The following is a 15,096-nucleotide window of genomic DNA, read 5'->3' as shown; positions in this document are numbered from 1 at the left end:
ACGATGAAAAGATCAATTATTTTAGTTTTAGACTCATTTGGTATCGGCGCATCTGCTGATGCTGATAAGTTTGGTGATGTTGGCTCTGATACGCTGGGCCATATCGCAGAGCAGTGTGCTAAAGGCCTTGCTGACAATGAAAACCGTAAAGGCCCGCTATCTCTGCCTAACCTGACTAAATTGGGTCTGGCAATGGCAGCAAAAGAGTCTACAGGTTCAGTTCCTCAGGGAATGGACGAGTCTGCAGAGATCATTGGTGCTTACGGCCACGCAGCAGAAATCTCATCTGGTAAGGATACTCCTTCCGGTCACTGGGAAATTGCCGGTGTTCCTGTTCTGTTTGAATGGGGCTACTTTACAGAGAAGACCAACAGCTTCCCTAAAGAGCTGCTGGATCGCATCGTAGAGCGCGCGAACCTGCCGGGTTATCTGGGTGACTGCCACGCTTCTGGTACTCAGGTACTGGATGACCTTGGTGAAGAGCATATGGCAACTGGTAAGCCTATCTTCTACACCTCTGCTGACTCTGTATTCCAGATCGCTTGTCACGAAGAGACATACGGTTTAGATAACCTGCTTGAGCTTTGTCAGATTGCCCGTGAAGAGCTTGAAGATTACAACATTGGCCGTGTTATTGCGCGTCCGTTTATTGGCCCTAAAGCCGGTGAGTTTGCCCGTACGGGTAACCGTCGTGATCTTTCTGTTGAGCCACCAGCAGCAACCGTTCTGCAGAAGCTGGTTGACGAGAAAGGCGGTGATGTTGTTTCTATCGGTAAGATTGCTGATATTTACGCTAACTGCGGTATCACTAAGAAAGTGAAGAAGACAGGTATCGAAGATCTGTTTAACGCCACACTTGAGCAAGTTAAAGAAGCGGGTGATAACACTATCGTATTCACCAACTTTGTCGACTTTGACTCTGCATACGGTCACCGTCGTGATGTAGCAGGTTATGCTGCTGCACTTGAGTATTTCGATAGCCGCCTGCCTGAGCTTCTGGCTATTCTGAAAGAAGACGACGTACTGATTATGACTGCGGACCACGGCTGTGATCCAACATGGCCGGGCACAGACCATACCCGTGAGCACATCCCTGTACTTGTGTACGGTGAGAAGGTTAAAGCGGGTTCACTTGGCCGTCGTGAAACTTTTGCTGATATTGGTCAAAGCTTAGCTGAATACTTTGGCACTTCCGATATGGATTATGGTAAAAGCTTTCTGTAATAGCATTACATGACAGACAACCTGTGACAGGTGGCATAACGCCTGTCACAGCTTAAACACTAATTAAATTTGAAAGGACAAATTAATGGCAACTCCACATATCAACGCTGAAATGGGCGCTTTTGCTGATGTTGTTTTAATGCCGGGCGATCCGCTACGTGCAAAATATATCGCTGAAACATTTCTTGACGATGTAGTGCAGGTTTGTGACGTTCGTAACATGTACGGCTACACTGGCACATATAAAGGTCGTAAGATCTCTGTAATGGGTCACGGCATGGGTATCCCTTCATGCTCTATCTATGTTACTGAGCTAATCAAAGACTTCGGTGTTAAGAAGATCATCCGCGTAGGTAGCTGTGGCGCTGTAAGCGAAGACATCAAAGTACGTGATGTTGTTATTGGTATGGGTGCTTCTACTGACTCTAAAGTTAACCGTATCCGCTTTAAAGGCCATGACTTTGCTGCAATCGCAGACTATAAAATGGTTAAAGCTGCTGAAGAAGCGGCTAAAGCACGCGGTATCGACGTTAAAGTTGGTAACCTGTTCTCTGCTGAGCTGTTCTACACTCCAGATCCAGAAATGTTCGACGTAATGGACAAGTACGGCATCGTTGGTGTTGAAATGGAAGCTGCCGGTATCTACGGTGTTGCAGCTGAGTACGGTGCAAAAGCTCTGGCTATCTGTACTGTATCTGACCACATTAAGACAGGTGAGCAAACTACATCTGAAGAGCGTGCAACTACGTTCAACGAGATGATGGAAATCGCTCTTGATTCTGTTCTTCTGGGTGACGAAGAGTAATCTTCTGACATCCTGAAATGTAGCTGGTTTAGCTAACTATAAATAGAAAATACCCCCGCTTTTCAGTGGGGGTATTTTTTTACTCTGTTACTGTGGTTTTTTCAGGTTTTGTAGTAGTAAGTTATCACCGCGAACTTTGGCTTTACGCCGCAGGATCAGGGTAATCAAAACACCACTGATAAAGCTCATTATGATCATAAGATACATATAGCGGTCACTTTTTCTGTAGTGGTGATCCGAAATGGCGGTTACCATTCCTTTCTCAAACGTAATCCTTACATAACCAATCAGCCGGTCTTCATCCAGAATCGGTTCAACCAACTGAAGGCGGCCTATACTGGCGGTCTCAAGCGGGGTATCCAGTCCGAGGATCTCTCTGGCAGATTTAGCATCAGAGCTTGAGGCCAACTTTACCCCTTCCGAATTATAGATGGTGGCATCAAATACCAACCGTTCTTGGGCTAGCTGGTTGGTCAGTTTCAGCAGACGTTCCTGATCACTACCGGCTATCATACTACTGGCAGACATAGCGGCTTGAGTGGCAAGCAGTTTTGTCAGGGTTTCCAGTTGGCGGGACTGAATCTGTTCGTTTCCCTTACTGATACGCACGCTATTCTGGGCAGTATAAGCAAACATCAGAATCAGCAGTAAAATCGCGATTCCTTTAAGAAACAGTCGCAGGGAGAACAGAGAGGTTTTCATAGGCATTTAACGGTATTAGGCTCTTTTTTTAAGCTTTGAACATATTGGCGCTTGCCTTTTGAAATTGCAATAGGGTAACGTTCTATTAATTGTAAAACTGATAGGCATGGATGCAGTGAATAAACTCGATATTAATAAACCAACTGAGCTTAAAGAGCGTTTCCCGTTAACCCGCTTCTCCTTCAGAACCGAAGAACGCGGAGCCGAATGGATTCTGTTTGCGGAGTCTATCCCGTCCAAACTGTTTGAAGAGATGGATTTTGAACTGGGCTGCTACAACCCTGTCGCTGATATATGGACAGTGGGTAAGTATGAAGTGGCATTAATGGCCGGCGAAATAACCTCGCAACATGAGCATTTTCTGCAGTTGAAAAAGATTGATTATGCAGCCTTAATCGATATTCCCGATCTCACTGAACCCGGTTTAGTGGTGTTCGATATGGACTCTACTGCTATTCAGATTGAGTGTATTGATGAAATTGCAAAGCTGGCTGGTGTTGGTGAGCAGGTTTCTGAAGTGACAGAAAGGGCAATGCAGGGCGAGCTGGATTTTGAGCAAAGCCTGAGAGAGCGGGTGGCTACCCTAAAGGGAGCGGATGAGAGCATACTGCAACAAGTGAGAGAGAGTTTACCTCTGATGCCTGATATGGCGGAGTTGATTATCAGCTTCAAACAGTATGGCTGGAAAACGGCTATTGCTTCAGGAGGCTTTACTTACTTTTCTGATTACCTCAAAGATATTCTTGATCTGGATTTTGCCCGCTCTAATGTTTTGCAAATTGAGCAGGGAAAGTTAACGGGTAAGGTATTAGGTGATGTGGTCAGTGCCCAGACCAAGGCCGATATTCTGCAAATGTTGGCCGAAGAGAACGGCATTGCATTAGAGAACACTATCGCGGTTGGTGACGGGGCTAATGACCTGCTGATGATGGGCAGAGCAGGACTGGGTATCGCTTTTCATGCTAAACCTCGGGTTGAACAACAAGCTCAGGTATCCGTCCGTTACACCGGATTGGGTGGGGTAATGTGTATTCTCTCTGCAGGGGCTATAAACTAAGGTTTTGGGTTACACCTTATTCAGGTGTAACCTTTTTGATATCAGGTTAGTTCGAGCCGGATCAACACTTCTTCTGTAATATCAATAAACTCACCACAACCGACAATAGCAGCAAATTCCTTTTCCAGAGACTTAGCCTGATGGAATGTCGTTGAAGCCAGTTCGGTGAGTTTCTTAGCCAGAATTTTGGTTACTGCACTCTCTACCGGAATAGCGGAAATACGTAGTGCATAGAAATCGCCCAGCTTTTGAGATTTCTTAATAAAGCGTATTCGTTCCTGTAGGTTAGTAAACTCGCTTTCCAGTTTGGTATGTATAGTATCTATTTCACCAAACTGGTTTTTAATAACCGCAATGTAGATGTTGTTATAAGTGACGCCGGCACCAACAACCGGCCTCAGGGGATCTTTTAATAGGCGTGCACTACGTTTTCTGAATATAGGCTTCAGAGTGAGCTTACCTTTCTGCCCCAATGTCTGAAACGCTTTCAGAAGTGAGGATAATGGGTAGTTCACCCCAACGGCAGTCAACTGAAGGGCACCACTATGCTTGGCGGCATAATAAGGTGTACTGACCAGCCGGGTGAGTACAGCATCGTAGGTGATAGTGAGCATCTCTTCCGCCGGCAGCGTTTCACTTACCGGTTCAAGCTTGTTTCTGTTGTGAGCAATCAGCTTTTTAAGAAAATTGGTTGTCCGGGCCGTCTTGCTGCTGTCCTCAATGGCAAGATGCATATTCAGGCCGTCAGTGCTGATACAGACCAGCTCATAGGGAACTTTGGTAAGCGGCGCTTTTTCATCATAGAACTGCAGCTCACTAAAACTGACTTTGGTAATCTCTTCTGCCTTAGCTTTGACAGGAGAGTTTAACTGTACGTACAGTCCCTGTGAGGAGAAGTTAACTGTAGTACCTGTTACCACTGGACCTGAACTCAGCTCAAGTTCAAGGGGGGATTTAAACCAGAACCTTGGCTCCTTTCTGCGAGATTTTGTATCAAAATAGATTCCGCTGGGTCTGCCCTCAATTCGTCTGGAGTGGCGGAATTTATTCAGAACAGATGTGTTTAGATCCGGCTTCTCGGTAAGCTGGTAATCTCTTTGTGAACTAACGTCTGATATTTCCTGCAAAATACCCAGGTGAGTCAGAGTATTTTCTTCCAGATCAATATCAGGGCTAGAGTTAGCAAATCTGGCTCTCTCTTCATAGGTCAGTTCATACATGTGGATGCGGAATACCTTCCAGCTGCTACGCCTTGCACCTGTATGCCAGAACAATTGTCGCTCTTCCCGGTTGGCTTCCGGTAGCATCATGGAGTAGAACAGGGTCTTATCCTGATGCTCATGGGTGAAGGAGTAGATCACGTTGCTGGAATTTTTTACTCCCGGCTTGGCCAGCTCAGCCATTCTGTCCGGATTGAACAGTGTTCCCAGAGCCTGTTGGAAGCGTTCGTCATGCCAGTAACTCCATGTCTGGTAGTTTTTATCATTTAACAGGGCATATCTGAGCTGGTTTCCGTTAAACAGAAGAGGAAGGTTAGGCGTGTGCTTTATATAGGTATGTTCGTAACCGTGGGTTCGGGCTTGTAATACCTTATCCTGATTATCGTGGTTAGCTTTTTTGCCGTTGGTATCCAGTGCTAATTCTATCGCCCGGCCGATAATGTCTGTATCTGATAAGCGAAGTGCCCTTAACCAGCGAATACTCTCATTTTCGTAGCACTCATCAATGCCAATGATTCGGTAGTTAATGGCTTTATTCAGGTCTGACAACTCGGTTTGCTGCGCCAGTTCGATAAACTGTGCCTGAACCACTGCGCCAAGGCTATATTCAAATGCGCTTGGCACTTTTAGTTTTACGCCTGAGTTGGAGAGATCGACACTAGTGGCATGGATTTGCTGGTCTCCCGGCAATGTGAGTTCAACCTGACTTGATATCTTTAATCGCTTCTCCTGCCGGTTTAGGACAAAGCCTAGTTTAATCGCTTCAACGGAAAACGGGCTCTCTTCATCGGTTGTATTAGAGAGCTGTCCTTCTTTTTCTTTCTGTTGCATCACCCGGAAATTATTGCGGGTGTTGACCATAGCTTCATACACCCCTTCGGTGTATCCGCCGAAACGCTTTATCTTTTTGTGATAGGAGTTAATGGCAACATCATCAAGCCAGTGAGTGCGACCATCTAGCTGGTACTCCCGACACTCTCCCTGAACTTTTCCCCGTAAGTCGATAGATTTTGTACACGGAGCCATCAGGCGATTCAGCTCCATTTTCGCAATCACTTTGGCAGACGGTGGGGCGTCCTGTGTCAACTGACCCAAGACAAGATCGAAATCCGGCGCCCCGTAAACCGGGATAAGCTTTTCTACTAATGAGAGTAATTCAGATTGCTGCATTATTTTGATAGAGTTCTGCTAATATGTCGTCTCTTAATTAGAACTATCGGCCAACAGGCTGATAAGTTTAACAGTTTGTATAACGGACAGTATCACAGAGATAATGTTCCTTAACTATCATTATAATGCTTTTCTTGAGGTCCCATGGCAAAAGTAAAACGAGCTTACGTATGTAATGACTGCGGTGCGGATTTTCCCCGCTGGCAGGGGCAGTGTAATGCCTGTGGATCATGGAATACCATTACAGAAGTGCGTATGGCGGCTTCACCTCAGGTTGCCAGAAATGAAAGGCTGTCAGGTTATGCTGGTTCGGCGACAGAATCTACCGTTCAGGTTCTTTCGGAAATCGACCTTCAGGAGGTTCCGCGCTTTACCAGTAGTTTCAATGAACTGGATAGGGTGCTTGGTGGGGGAATCGTTCCGGGTGCGGCTATTTTGATAGGCGGTAGTCCGGGCGCTGGTAAGTCTACCTTATTGCTTCAGACCATGTGCCGCCTGTCTGCGCAGATGTCTACCTTGTATGTAACCGGTGAGGAGTCCTTACAACAGGTGGCCATGCGGGCATCACGACTTGGCCTGCCAAAAGAACATCTGAAAATGTTGTCGGAAACCAATGTAGACAAAATTATTCAGGTTGCGGAAAAAGAGCAGCCGCGCATTATGGTGATTGACTCCATTCAGGTGATGCACGTTGCTGATGTGCAATCCTCCCCCGGTAGTGTTGCTCAGGTGCGGGAGTCAGCAACAGCACTGACCCGTTACGCCAAAATGAACAATGTAGCGGTCTTTATTGTCGGTCACGTAACTAAAGACGGCACACTGGCCGGACCAAAAGTACTGGAGCATATTATCGACTGCTCTGTGCTACTGGATGGCGGCACAGACAGCCGTTTCCGAACCCTTCGCAGTCATAAAAACCGTTTTGGTGCGGTAAACGAGTTAGGCGTGTTTGCTATGACTGGGCAGGGGCTGAAAGAAGTGAGTAACCCGTCTGCTATTTTTCTCTCCCGGGGAGAAGAAGACACCTCAGGTAGTTCCGTAATGGTGGTCTGGGAAGGGACCAGACCCCTGCTGGTGGAGATTCAGGCTCTTGTTGACTATTCGCAACTGGCTAACCCGAGAAGGGTAGCTGTCGGGCTGGAGCAAAACAGGCTGTCACTTCTATTAGCTGTTCTGCACAAACACGGTGGTTTGCAGATGGCCGATCAGGATGTGTTTGTCAATGTTGTTGGTGGCGTTAAGGTGACAGAAACCAGTGCCGATCTGGCGCTGATAATGGCGCTGCTATCCAGTTTCCGTGACAGGCCACTGGCTAAAGATGTAGTGATTTTCGGCGAAGTTGGTCTTGCCGGAGAGATTCGTCCTGTTCCTAGTGGGCAGGAGAGGCTGATGGAAGCCTATAAACACGGCTTTAAAAAGGCAATTGTTCCTATCGCCAATCTACCAAAAGGTGGTATTGAGGGAATGCAGTTGCACGGGGTAAAGAAGTTGTCAGAAGCGATAGAAGCTTTTGATGAGCTTTGATTATCAACGCCCAGAAAGACGAAATCAGCGATTTCAAAAGAGCTTGAACTGAGCGTTTTTTACAGGAAAGGCTATTATTTCCTTACTAGACTGCCCGTGGCGTGGTAGTATAAAAAACTTTTTTTTAACATGTACGCTTGCAAGGGTATCAGTCCTCTGGGATTGTGATATACTCTGCGCGCATTTTTATACCTTATTAACAGAGTAAGACAATGACTGACTTATCAAAATACAGAAACATTGGTATTTTCGCGCACGTTGATGCGGGTAAAACTACCACAACTGAACGTATCCTAAAACTGACCGGTCAAATTCACAAGACTGGTGAAGTACATGATGGTGAATCAACTACTGACTTCATGGAACAGGAAGCAGAACGTGGTATTACGATTCAGTCAGCTGCTGTAAGCTGCTTTTGGAACGATCACCGTCTAAACGTTATCGATACTCCTGGACACGTTGACTTTACAGTAGAAGTATACCGTTCTCTTAAAGTACTAGACGGTGGTGTTGGTGTTTTCTGTGGTTCAGGTGGTGTAGAACCTCAGTCAGAAACAAACTGGCGTTACGCGAACGAATCAGAAGTATCTCGTCTGATCTTCGTAAACAAACTAGACCGTATTGGTGCTGACTTCTTCAACGTAGTTGAGCAAGTTAAGAACGTTCTTGGTGCAAACCCACTAGTTATGACTCTGCCTATCGGCCGTGAAGATAACTTCGTAGGTGTTGTTGACGTTCTTACTCGTCAAGCATACGTATGGGATGACTCAGGTCTTCCAGAAAACTACGAAATCAAAGAAATTCCAGCTGACATGGTAGATGACGTTGAAGCATACCGTGAAGAGATGATCGAAACTGCTGTAGAGCAAGACGACGATCTAATGGAAGCGTACATGGAAGGTGAAGAGCCTTCTATCGAAGATATCAAGCGTTGTATCCGTAAAGGTACTCGTGACCTTGCATTCTTCCCAACATTCTGTGGTTCTGCATTTAAGAACAAAGGTGTTCAACTGGTTCTTGACGCAGTTGTTGACTACCTGCCTGCACCAACAGAAGTTGATCCTCAGCCTCTGACTGACAAAGAAACTGGTGAGCCAACTGGTGAAGTTGCAACTGTTTCTCCAGACGAGCCACTACGTGCTCTTGCGTTTAAGATCATGGATGACCGTTTCGGTGCCCTGACCTTTATCCGTATCTACTCTGGTGTTATGAACAAGGGTGACACTATTCTTAACGCTGCTACTGGTAAAACAGAGCGTATCGGCCGTATGGTTGAAATGCAGGCGGATGAGCGTAACGAACTGACTACTGCACAAGCTGGTGACATCATCGCTGTTGTAGGTATGAAGAACGTTCAGACTGGTCACACTCTATGTGATCCTAAGCACGAATGTACTCTTGAACCAATGATCTTCCCTGATCCAGTAATCTCAATCGCGGTAGCACCTAAAGATAAAGGTTCTACTGAGAAGATGGGTATTGCTATCGGTAAGATGGTTGCAGAAGATCCATCATTCCAGGTTGAGACTGATGAAGATTCAGGCGAAACAATCCTGAAAGGTATGGGTGAACTTCACCTGGACATCAAGGTTGACATCCTTAAGCGTACTTACGGTGTAGAACTGACTGTTGGTGCTCCACAGGTTGCTTACCGTGAAACAATCACTCAAGCTGTTGAAGATAGCTACACGCATAAGAAACAGTCTGGTGGTTCTGGTCAGTTCGGTAAGATCGACTACCGTATCAAACCAGGTGAGCCAAACTCTGGCTTCACGTTCTCTTCAACTGTAGTTGGTGGTAACGTACCTAAAGAATTCTGGCCTGCAGTTGAGAAAGGTTTTGCATCTATGATGGAAAACGGTGTTCTTGCTGGCTTCCCGACTCTTGACGTTGAAGTTGAACTGTTCGACGGTGGCTTCCACGCAGTGGATTCATCTGCAATCGCATTTGAAATCGCAGCGAAAGGCGCATTCCGTCAGTCTATGCCAAAAGCTGGTGCACAGCTTCTTGAGCCAATCATGAACGTTGACGTGTTCACTCCGGAAGATCACGTAGGTGATGTTATCGGTGACCTTAACCGTCGTCGTGGTATGATCAAAGACCAGCAAGCTGGTGCAACTGGTGTTCGTATTAAAGCTGACGTTCCTCTATCAGAAATGTTTGGCTACATCGGTCACCTGCGTACAATCACTTCAGGTCGTGGTCAGTTCTCTATGGAGTTCGCTCACTACGCACCTTGCCCGGCAAACGTTGCTGAAGCAGTAATTGCTAAAGTTAAAGAAGAGAAAGAGAAGAAGTAATTCTTTTAATCTGATTAACTAATAAAACCCGGAAGTGAAAACTTTCGGGTTTTTTGTTTCAGGCAAAGGAAACCAGCTTGCGTCTGGGGTATCTTTGCTCTCCCCTTATCACCCTAAAGCAGAACTTAAGCCAGATTAGCCTAAAATTATATTGTCAGGCGGACTGTTTTGAACTGCGGAAATGAGAACATGAAAGCACATCATCAAGCTTATTTAGAGCAATACTTACAAACCCTCTCAGAGGATGAGAAAGGTAAAATTGGTCAGGTAGTTGCTGAATATTTCTGCGCCGATGAATGGAATGCCAATGAGTGCGCAAAACTGGTATTAGAAGGGATCAAAACCGCCACCTGTAGCCTGCATGCTGCGTATGCGGTTGATGGCGAGCCTTTACCCGAGAAAGGACGACTGATGATCGTACTCGACTGGGAAGAGCAGCCAGTGTGTATTATAGAGACCACAGAAGTAACAGAAGTGCCTTTCTATAAGATTACCGCCGAATTTGCTTATGCTGAAGGCGAAGGTGACCGAAGCTATGAGAGCTGGCGTAAAGCTCATATCGGCTTCTTTGAGTATGTTTGTGAAGAAGTAGGGCTGGAATGGAGTGAAGATAAACTTATTGTCTGCGAACGTTTTAAAGTGGTTTATCGCGGAGAATAACTAAAAAACCGAGCTCAGGTTAAAAAGGCTGGCATAAATGCCAGCCTTTAGTTAGCGAAATTACTCTTCCCAGATCACCACTTTATCCGATGGCCAGTTAGCGCCTATTTCATGGTATTTCTTTTCAAGCACATGGCGTTTTATTTTAAGTGTCGGCGTCAGAATACCGTTTTCAATGCTCCACGGTTCCTTAATCATTAGCACCCCTTTAATCTTCTCATGAGATTCAAGATCCTGATTCATCCGTTTTATCACCCGCGCCGCCCGGCGTTCATATCTCTCTTTATCAAAGTTTGGGAAAGCGTGCGGGACGGCAAGCAGGATAGGTGCAGGCATACCGAGACCGATAAGGCACATCATCTCTACCCGGCTATACTCGTACAGTTTTTTCTCGATAGGTACAGGCGCGACAAACTTACCTTTGGCCGTTTTAAAGGTGTCCTTTTTACGCCCCTGAATTGTCAGGTAGCCTTCGCTATCTATATCACCAATATCGCCGGTATGTAGCCAGCCTTCTTCATTAAAGGACTCCTTGGTCGCCTTTTCATTTTTGTAGTAACCGGCAAACAGCCCCTCACTTTTCACCAGAATTTCGTCGTCATCGGCTATTTTGATTTCAATTCCCGGTCCCGGATTACCAACACTGCCTATTTTGTCTGCCCTGAATGGATAATTAAGCGTGCTGTAAGCAAAAGACTCCGTCATCCCCCACGCTTCGGTAATATTAAGCCCGACACTGTGGTACCACTCCAGCAGTGCAGGAGATACCGGAGCAGAACCGCAGCCGAGTACCCGGCCCTGATCTAAGCCGAGACCTTCGGCAATTTTCTTCTTGATTAAGCCGTTGACGAAAGGAATTTTCAGCAGGAAATTGAGCTTTTTCTGCGGCAGTTTATCCTGAATTCTCTGCTGGAACAGAGCCCAGAGACGCGGCACAGAGATAAATAGTGTCGGTCTGTGCATCTTTACATCTTCGATAAAGGTATCGAGTGATTCAGGGAAAGCAGTCTGAATACCACCGGCAATAGATGAGCCGAAAATGTAAACCCGCTCAGTAATGTGAGCAAGAGGCAGATAAGAGAACAGGCGGTCGCCCGGCTCTATGCCTATGTGCTCTATTAACTTTTGTGAAGACCAGCTAAAAGCGCCGTAAGTGAGTAGGGCACCTTTTGGTACGCCAGAGGTGCCTGAGGTATAGACGATACTCATCACCTTATCATCATAGTGCTGAGGACGCGATTCACTTGGCACTGACTGTTCGATCAACTGGTTAAACTGGTACTGGCATTCAGCGGCACTGTCATAAGGAAGAGAGATGGTCAGTAGCTGAGGCATCTCTTTAATTACCTCTGCAACGGCATCACTGCTATCAAGCTTTCCGACAATCAGTGCCTTACTCTCACTGTGTACTGCGCAGTATTCGATAGTCTCTGCGCCGGCAGTAGGGAAAATCGGCACGCTGACATAATCACCCAACATTAATGCGAGGTCAGTGATAAACCATTCAGCACAGTTTTTAGAGACAAGGGCTATCTTATCGCCCGGCTGCAGACCTTTTTCACGTAGTGCAGTTACCAGTCTCAGGGCTTTATCGGCAACATCTGCATAGCTGTATTCGACAAACTGCCGGTTTATGATCTGTTTTAGGTAGATTTCATCTGAACGGGTCTCTGCCCACTTCAGTATCAGTTCATTGGGGGGCGGAAGGGTACATTTGGGCTGAATAACGTCATCTTGTCCGTTGGTATTAATCGCTTGTGTTTGGTTCATGCTCGTTCCATCCATGGCTAACGGTCTTTTGTTATAAAAATGTTAACATAAGTGTAACACACTACAATAAAAGCAGTTATATTTAAACGTTTGTTTGAAAAAAATATCGGGAGCAGCCGTGCTTCCGGTTAAGTAAGCCCATAGCCGCTATAGCTAGCTTTTATATATGAGAGTGGGGATGTTGGTTGATTTTGCGGTAGTTTCCCGGTGTCATACCTGTTTTTTTCTTAAAGATACGCGAAAAATAAGAGACATCGTTGTAGCCACACTGATAAGCAATAGAGGCGATTTTCTCGTTGTGCTGTCTGGCAAGAAGGTGCTTGGCTTTGTTTATTCTTTTACTGGTCAGGTAATCTCTGAAGCTGATACCGATAACACTATGAAAAAGTTTAGAAAAATAACTGACAGAGTAGTGGCATAAATCGGCGACATCCTCTTCCCTGATATCTTTTTCCAGATTCTCCTCTATATATTTAAGGGTTCTGAAGATATCAATGCGGTTACCTGACTGTGAGTTAACCCCTTCTGTGGCGGCGATTTCTGTCACGGCTTCAGGCTTCATATTTGAGTGCTGCAGAGAAAGCTGCAAGGCGCGGGCTTTAATGCGGTTAATGGCATCAGGTTCAGAGAGATCTATCTGCTCTTCTACAACTTCCTGATAAGCCTTGGTTCTGGGCAGTTGTTCGTAGTGTAGTATGATAATTCGCTTGTTCAGGTTTAAAGCGATTTTAAGGGCGGTATTTAATAATTTGTTGTTATTATCAGTAAGATAGAACAGAACGTAATTAATGTCCGGGTCGGTAAGAACGGAGATATCATCCTGACAATCGAAGAGAGAAAACTCCTGTTGTAAAACAGAAGAAAAGCGTTCAGGCAGTGACTCTATGGTGGGGCCAATCCAGTATCCATAAGGGGCATGAAACAATTCCATAAAAATAATTTTGTGGCGATCTATATCTTGAGCCTAGTTTATGGATAAGAATGTGCAACTTTTTCCGATAAATGTCCTAACTCATGCAGCAGCCGGGTTCTAACCTGAATTTAGGGACGTCTATTCTACCGTCTCCTTAGGTAACATAACGATAAAACAGGGAAGCGATACTATGAAACGCGCAATTTTAAAGTTTATTCATGACGAACAAGGTTTGACTGTGGTCGAGTATGTAGTGGGAGCCGGAAGCATGGTGATCGGCTTTTCGTTACTGTTTTCAGATTTCTCAACCATATTGAGTAACACAATGAACGATCTCTTCTCTGAATAAAGATTGGAGTAGTCATACTAAGGTAGACACCGCTTCCAAAACTACCAATCGTGTAGCAAAAGCTAGTTTGAACGTCAGAAAAAACGGATGTTTTCCGCTTTTTCTGACGTTGGCTGGCATTTTTCGTTTTATTAATAATGTAAAGCTTCTTATTTAACTTGTTGATTTGGTTAAACTAAATTAGAAAATAATTGAAAGCTAAATTGATATTGAAATGCTGTGCAATAAATTATCATTAATAAGAATATCAACAATTATGTAATCCTGTTTGAGAACAGGTTTTCTTGAGTGAATATAATAAAATGAAACTGATTTCTTATGGTGGTTTTTTTATTTTTATATGAAAAGTTTTCTTTGAAATTAGTAGTTTAGCTTTTCTAGTTGAGTATTTATTCTAGTTTTTATTTTCTATTTTTGAATTGAGAACAATATTAATACTTATTTAAACAAAAATATTTATAAGGCGTGTCTGGATAAAAAAATCCTAGTGCATAACAGAAAAGTCCTAACCTAAATTTAGCCATGATCCTAGATTAAAAGTGAAGTCATCAGAAAGCATGACAACTATGTAACTATTCAGAATCAGGAGTAACAAGTTATGAGTAAGTTTATCAAATTTTGTCAGGATTTTTATCGCGATGAAGAAGGTCTGACCGTAGTGGAATACGTAGTAGGTGCTGGTTTGCTGGTAGCTGGTTTCTCCGTACTGTTTAGCAGCTTCAGTAGTACTCTGGAAAGTAAACTGGGTGTTATCGCAGGTAATATCAACGACGGTGGTACTACTTCTAGTACACCTTAGTAACTGGGAAAACCTTCTAAACAATATAGTCTTTACTATAGCTTAAGAGACTCTGAACAATACTCTTGTTCAGGGTCTTGATTTCTGGAGAAAGACATTGCAAATAATTTGGTTGTCTTGCTGGGGAGTATTATTCGCTATCTCTCTGGTCGATCTAAAAGAAAACCGGATTCCAAATCGTCTGGTTGCAATACTGTTTATTCTCACTCTGGTCGGTAATGCACTTTCAGCTTCTCAGGGATGGATTCTCGATTCAGTTTTAGGTGGTGTTGCTATTTTCGCCCTTGGCCTATTTTTCTATTTTGTAAAAGCGATGGCTGCCGGGGATGTAAAATTATTAGCCGTTATTGGATTCTGGCAGGGATGGAATAATCTTCTGGACTTGAGTTATTACATTATAATTGCCTCAGCCATAGTCGGAAGTTTCTATTTTATTTACAACAGTATCTATTTTGGTTCTATGCTTAATTTACGCAAGTTAGCTTATTTGACCAATAAACAGACTCGTCAGTATGTAGATGTGCATTTAACAAAAATGCCTATGGCTCCATCCATAGCGATTGGGATGGCGATGTACAGCTACTTTACACTTTAACGGGTGAG

At 44.7% G+C, this 15,096-nt stretch carries 13 protein-coding genes; 9 read left to right on the top strand and 4 right to left on the bottom strand.

What is annotated here, in order from left to right; translation table 11 throughout:
• Positions 1-3: 3 nt before the first annotated feature.
• A complete protein-coding gene (deoB, locus tag PK654_RS12425) occupies positions 4-1,224 on the top strand; it encodes a phosphopentomutase (protein WP_271696089.1) in 1,221 nt (406 codons plus the stop codon).
• 85 nt (positions 1,225-1,309) lie between these two features.
• Positions 1,310-2,029: a purine-nucleoside phosphorylase gene (deoD, locus tag PK654_RS12420; RefSeq protein ID WP_271696088.1), complete on the top strand. Its 720-nt coding sequence runs from the start codon at positions 1,310-1,312 to the stop codon at positions 2,027-2,029.
• 87 nt (positions 2,030-2,116) lie between these two features.
• Here deoD and PK654_RS12415 read toward each other — a convergent pair whose 3' ends face one another.
• Positions 2,117-2,731 carry a YtjB family periplasmic protein gene (locus PK654_RS12415; protein WP_271698873.1) on the bottom strand — a complete coding sequence of 205 codons (615 nt, stop codon included), beginning with the start codon at positions 2,729-2,731 and terminating at the stop codon, positions 2,117-2,119.
• 106 nt (positions 2,732-2,837) lie between these two features.
• On the opposite strand from PK654_RS12415, the gene serB reads away from it, so the two are divergent.
• Positions 2,838-3,788: a phosphoserine phosphatase gene (gene serB, locus PK654_RS12410; RefSeq protein WP_271696087.1), complete on the top strand. Its 951-nt coding sequence runs from the start codon at positions 2,838-2,840 to the stop codon at positions 3,786-3,788.
• A gap of 41 nt (positions 3,789-3,829) precedes the next feature.
• Here the strand turns inward: serB and PK654_RS12405 are convergent, their stop codons facing one another.
• Positions 3,830-6,178: a PilZ domain-containing protein gene (locus PK654_RS12405; protein ID WP_271696086.1), complete on the bottom strand. Its 2,349-nt coding sequence runs from the start codon at positions 6,176-6,178 to the stop codon at positions 3,830-3,832.
• Positions 6,179-6,322: 144 nt separating this feature from the next.
• Between PK654_RS12405 and radA the strand changes: the two genes are divergently transcribed.
• The 3 genes from radA to PK654_RS12390 all read left to right on the top strand — a co-directional run bounded on the left by radA (position 6,323) and on the right by PK654_RS12390 (position 10,662).
• Entirely contained in the window at positions 6,323-7,702 is a 1,380-nt protein-coding gene (gene radA / locus PK654_RS12400) for a DNA repair protein RadA (protein ID WP_271696085.1), read from the top strand.
• A gap of 212 nt (positions 7,703-7,914) precedes the next feature.
• Positions 7,915-10,002, top strand: coding sequence for an elongation factor G (gene fusA / locus PK654_RS12395; RefSeq protein ID WP_271696084.1), 2,088 nt, complete (start codon positions 7,915-7,917; stop codon positions 10,000-10,002).
• A gap of 189 nt (positions 10,003-10,191) precedes the next feature.
• Positions 10,192-10,662 carry an ASCH domain-containing protein gene (locus PK654_RS12390; RefSeq protein ID WP_271696083.1) on the top strand — a complete coding sequence of 157 codons (471 nt, stop codon included), beginning with the start codon at positions 10,192-10,194 and terminating at the stop codon, positions 10,660-10,662.
• Positions 10,663-10,722: 60 nt separating this feature from the next.
• Here the strand turns inward: PK654_RS12390 and PK654_RS12385 are convergent, their stop codons facing one another.
• Positions 10,723-12,432 carry an AMP-binding protein gene (locus PK654_RS12385; RefSeq protein WP_271696082.1) on the bottom strand — a complete coding sequence of 570 codons (1,710 nt, stop codon included), beginning with the start codon at positions 12,430-12,432 and terminating at the stop codon, positions 10,723-10,725.
• A gap of 160 nt (positions 12,433-12,592) precedes the next feature.
• Positions 12,593-13,363, bottom strand: coding sequence for a helix-turn-helix transcriptional regulator (locus PK654_RS12380; protein WP_271696081.1), 771 nt, complete (start codon positions 13,361-13,363; stop codon positions 12,593-12,595).
• Positions 13,364-13,535: 172 nt separating this feature from the next.
• Here PK654_RS12380 and PK654_RS12375 point away from each other — a divergent pair, with 172 nt between their 5' ends.
• From PK654_RS12375 to PK654_RS12365, 3 genes are all read left to right on the top strand, one after another.
• A complete protein-coding gene (locus PK654_RS12375) occupies positions 13,536-13,694 on the top strand; it encodes a Flp family type IVb pilin (RefSeq protein ID WP_271696080.1) in 159 nt (52 codons plus the stop codon).
• 598 nt (positions 13,695-14,292) lie between these two features.
• Positions 14,293-14,493, top strand: coding sequence for a Flp family type IVb pilin (locus PK654_RS12370; RefSeq protein ID WP_271696079.1), 201 nt, complete (start codon positions 14,293-14,295; stop codon positions 14,491-14,493).
• Positions 14,494-14,590: 97 nt separating this feature from the next.
• On the top strand, positions 14,591-15,088 hold the full coding sequence (locus tag PK654_RS12365) for an A24 family peptidase (RefSeq protein WP_271696078.1): 498 nt from the start codon (positions 14,591-14,593) through the stop codon (positions 15,086-15,088).
• Positions 15,089-15,096 lie beyond the last annotated feature (8 nt).

It is taken from the genome of Vibrio sp. SCSIO 43137 (genome assembly GCF_028201475.1).
Taxonomy (GTDB): Bacteria; Pseudomonadota; Gammaproteobacteria; order Enterobacterales; family Vibrionaceae; genus Vibrio.
This window is presented reverse-complemented; position numbering and strand designations above follow the sequence as displayed.

Coding starts and splice junctions, on each gene's coding strand:
- deoB (WP_271696089.1), top strand. CDS start 4: ATGAAAAGATCAATTATTTTAGTTTTAGACTCATTTGGTATCGGCGCA.
- deoD (WP_271696088.1), top strand. CDS start 1,310: ATGGCAACTCCACATATCAACGCTGAAATGGGCGCTTTTGCTGATGTT.
- PK654_RS12415 (WP_271698873.1), bottom strand. CDS start 2,731: ATGAAAACCTCTCTGTTCTCCCTGCGACTGTTTCTTAAAGGAATCGCG.
- serB (WP_271696087.1), top strand. CDS start 2,838: ATGGATGCAGTGAATAAACTCGATATTAATAAACCAACTGAGCTTAAA.
- PK654_RS12405 (WP_271696086.1), bottom strand. CDS start 6,178: ATGCAGCAATCTGAATTACTCTCATTAGTAGAAAAGCTTATCCCGGTT.
- radA (WP_271696085.1), top strand. CDS start 6,323: ATGGCAAAAGTAAAACGAGCTTACGTATGTAATGACTGCGGTGCGGAT.
- fusA (WP_271696084.1), top strand. CDS start 7,915: ATGACTGACTTATCAAAATACAGAAACATTGGTATTTTCGCGCACGTT.
- PK654_RS12390 (WP_271696083.1), top strand. CDS start 10,192: ATGAAAGCACATCATCAAGCTTATTTAGAGCAATACTTACAAACCCTC.
- PK654_RS12385 (WP_271696082.1), bottom strand. CDS start 12,432: ATGAACCAAACACAAGCGATTAATACCAACGGACAAGATGACGTTATT.
- PK654_RS12380 (WP_271696081.1), bottom strand. CDS start 13,363: ATGGAATTGTTTCATGCCCCTTATGGATACTGGATTGGCCCCACCATA.
- PK654_RS12375 (WP_271696080.1), top strand. CDS start 13,536: ATGAAACGCGCAATTTTAAAGTTTATTCATGACGAACAAGGTTTGACT.
- PK654_RS12370 (WP_271696079.1), top strand. CDS start 14,293: ATGAGTAAGTTTATCAAATTTTGTCAGGATTTTTATCGCGATGAAGAA.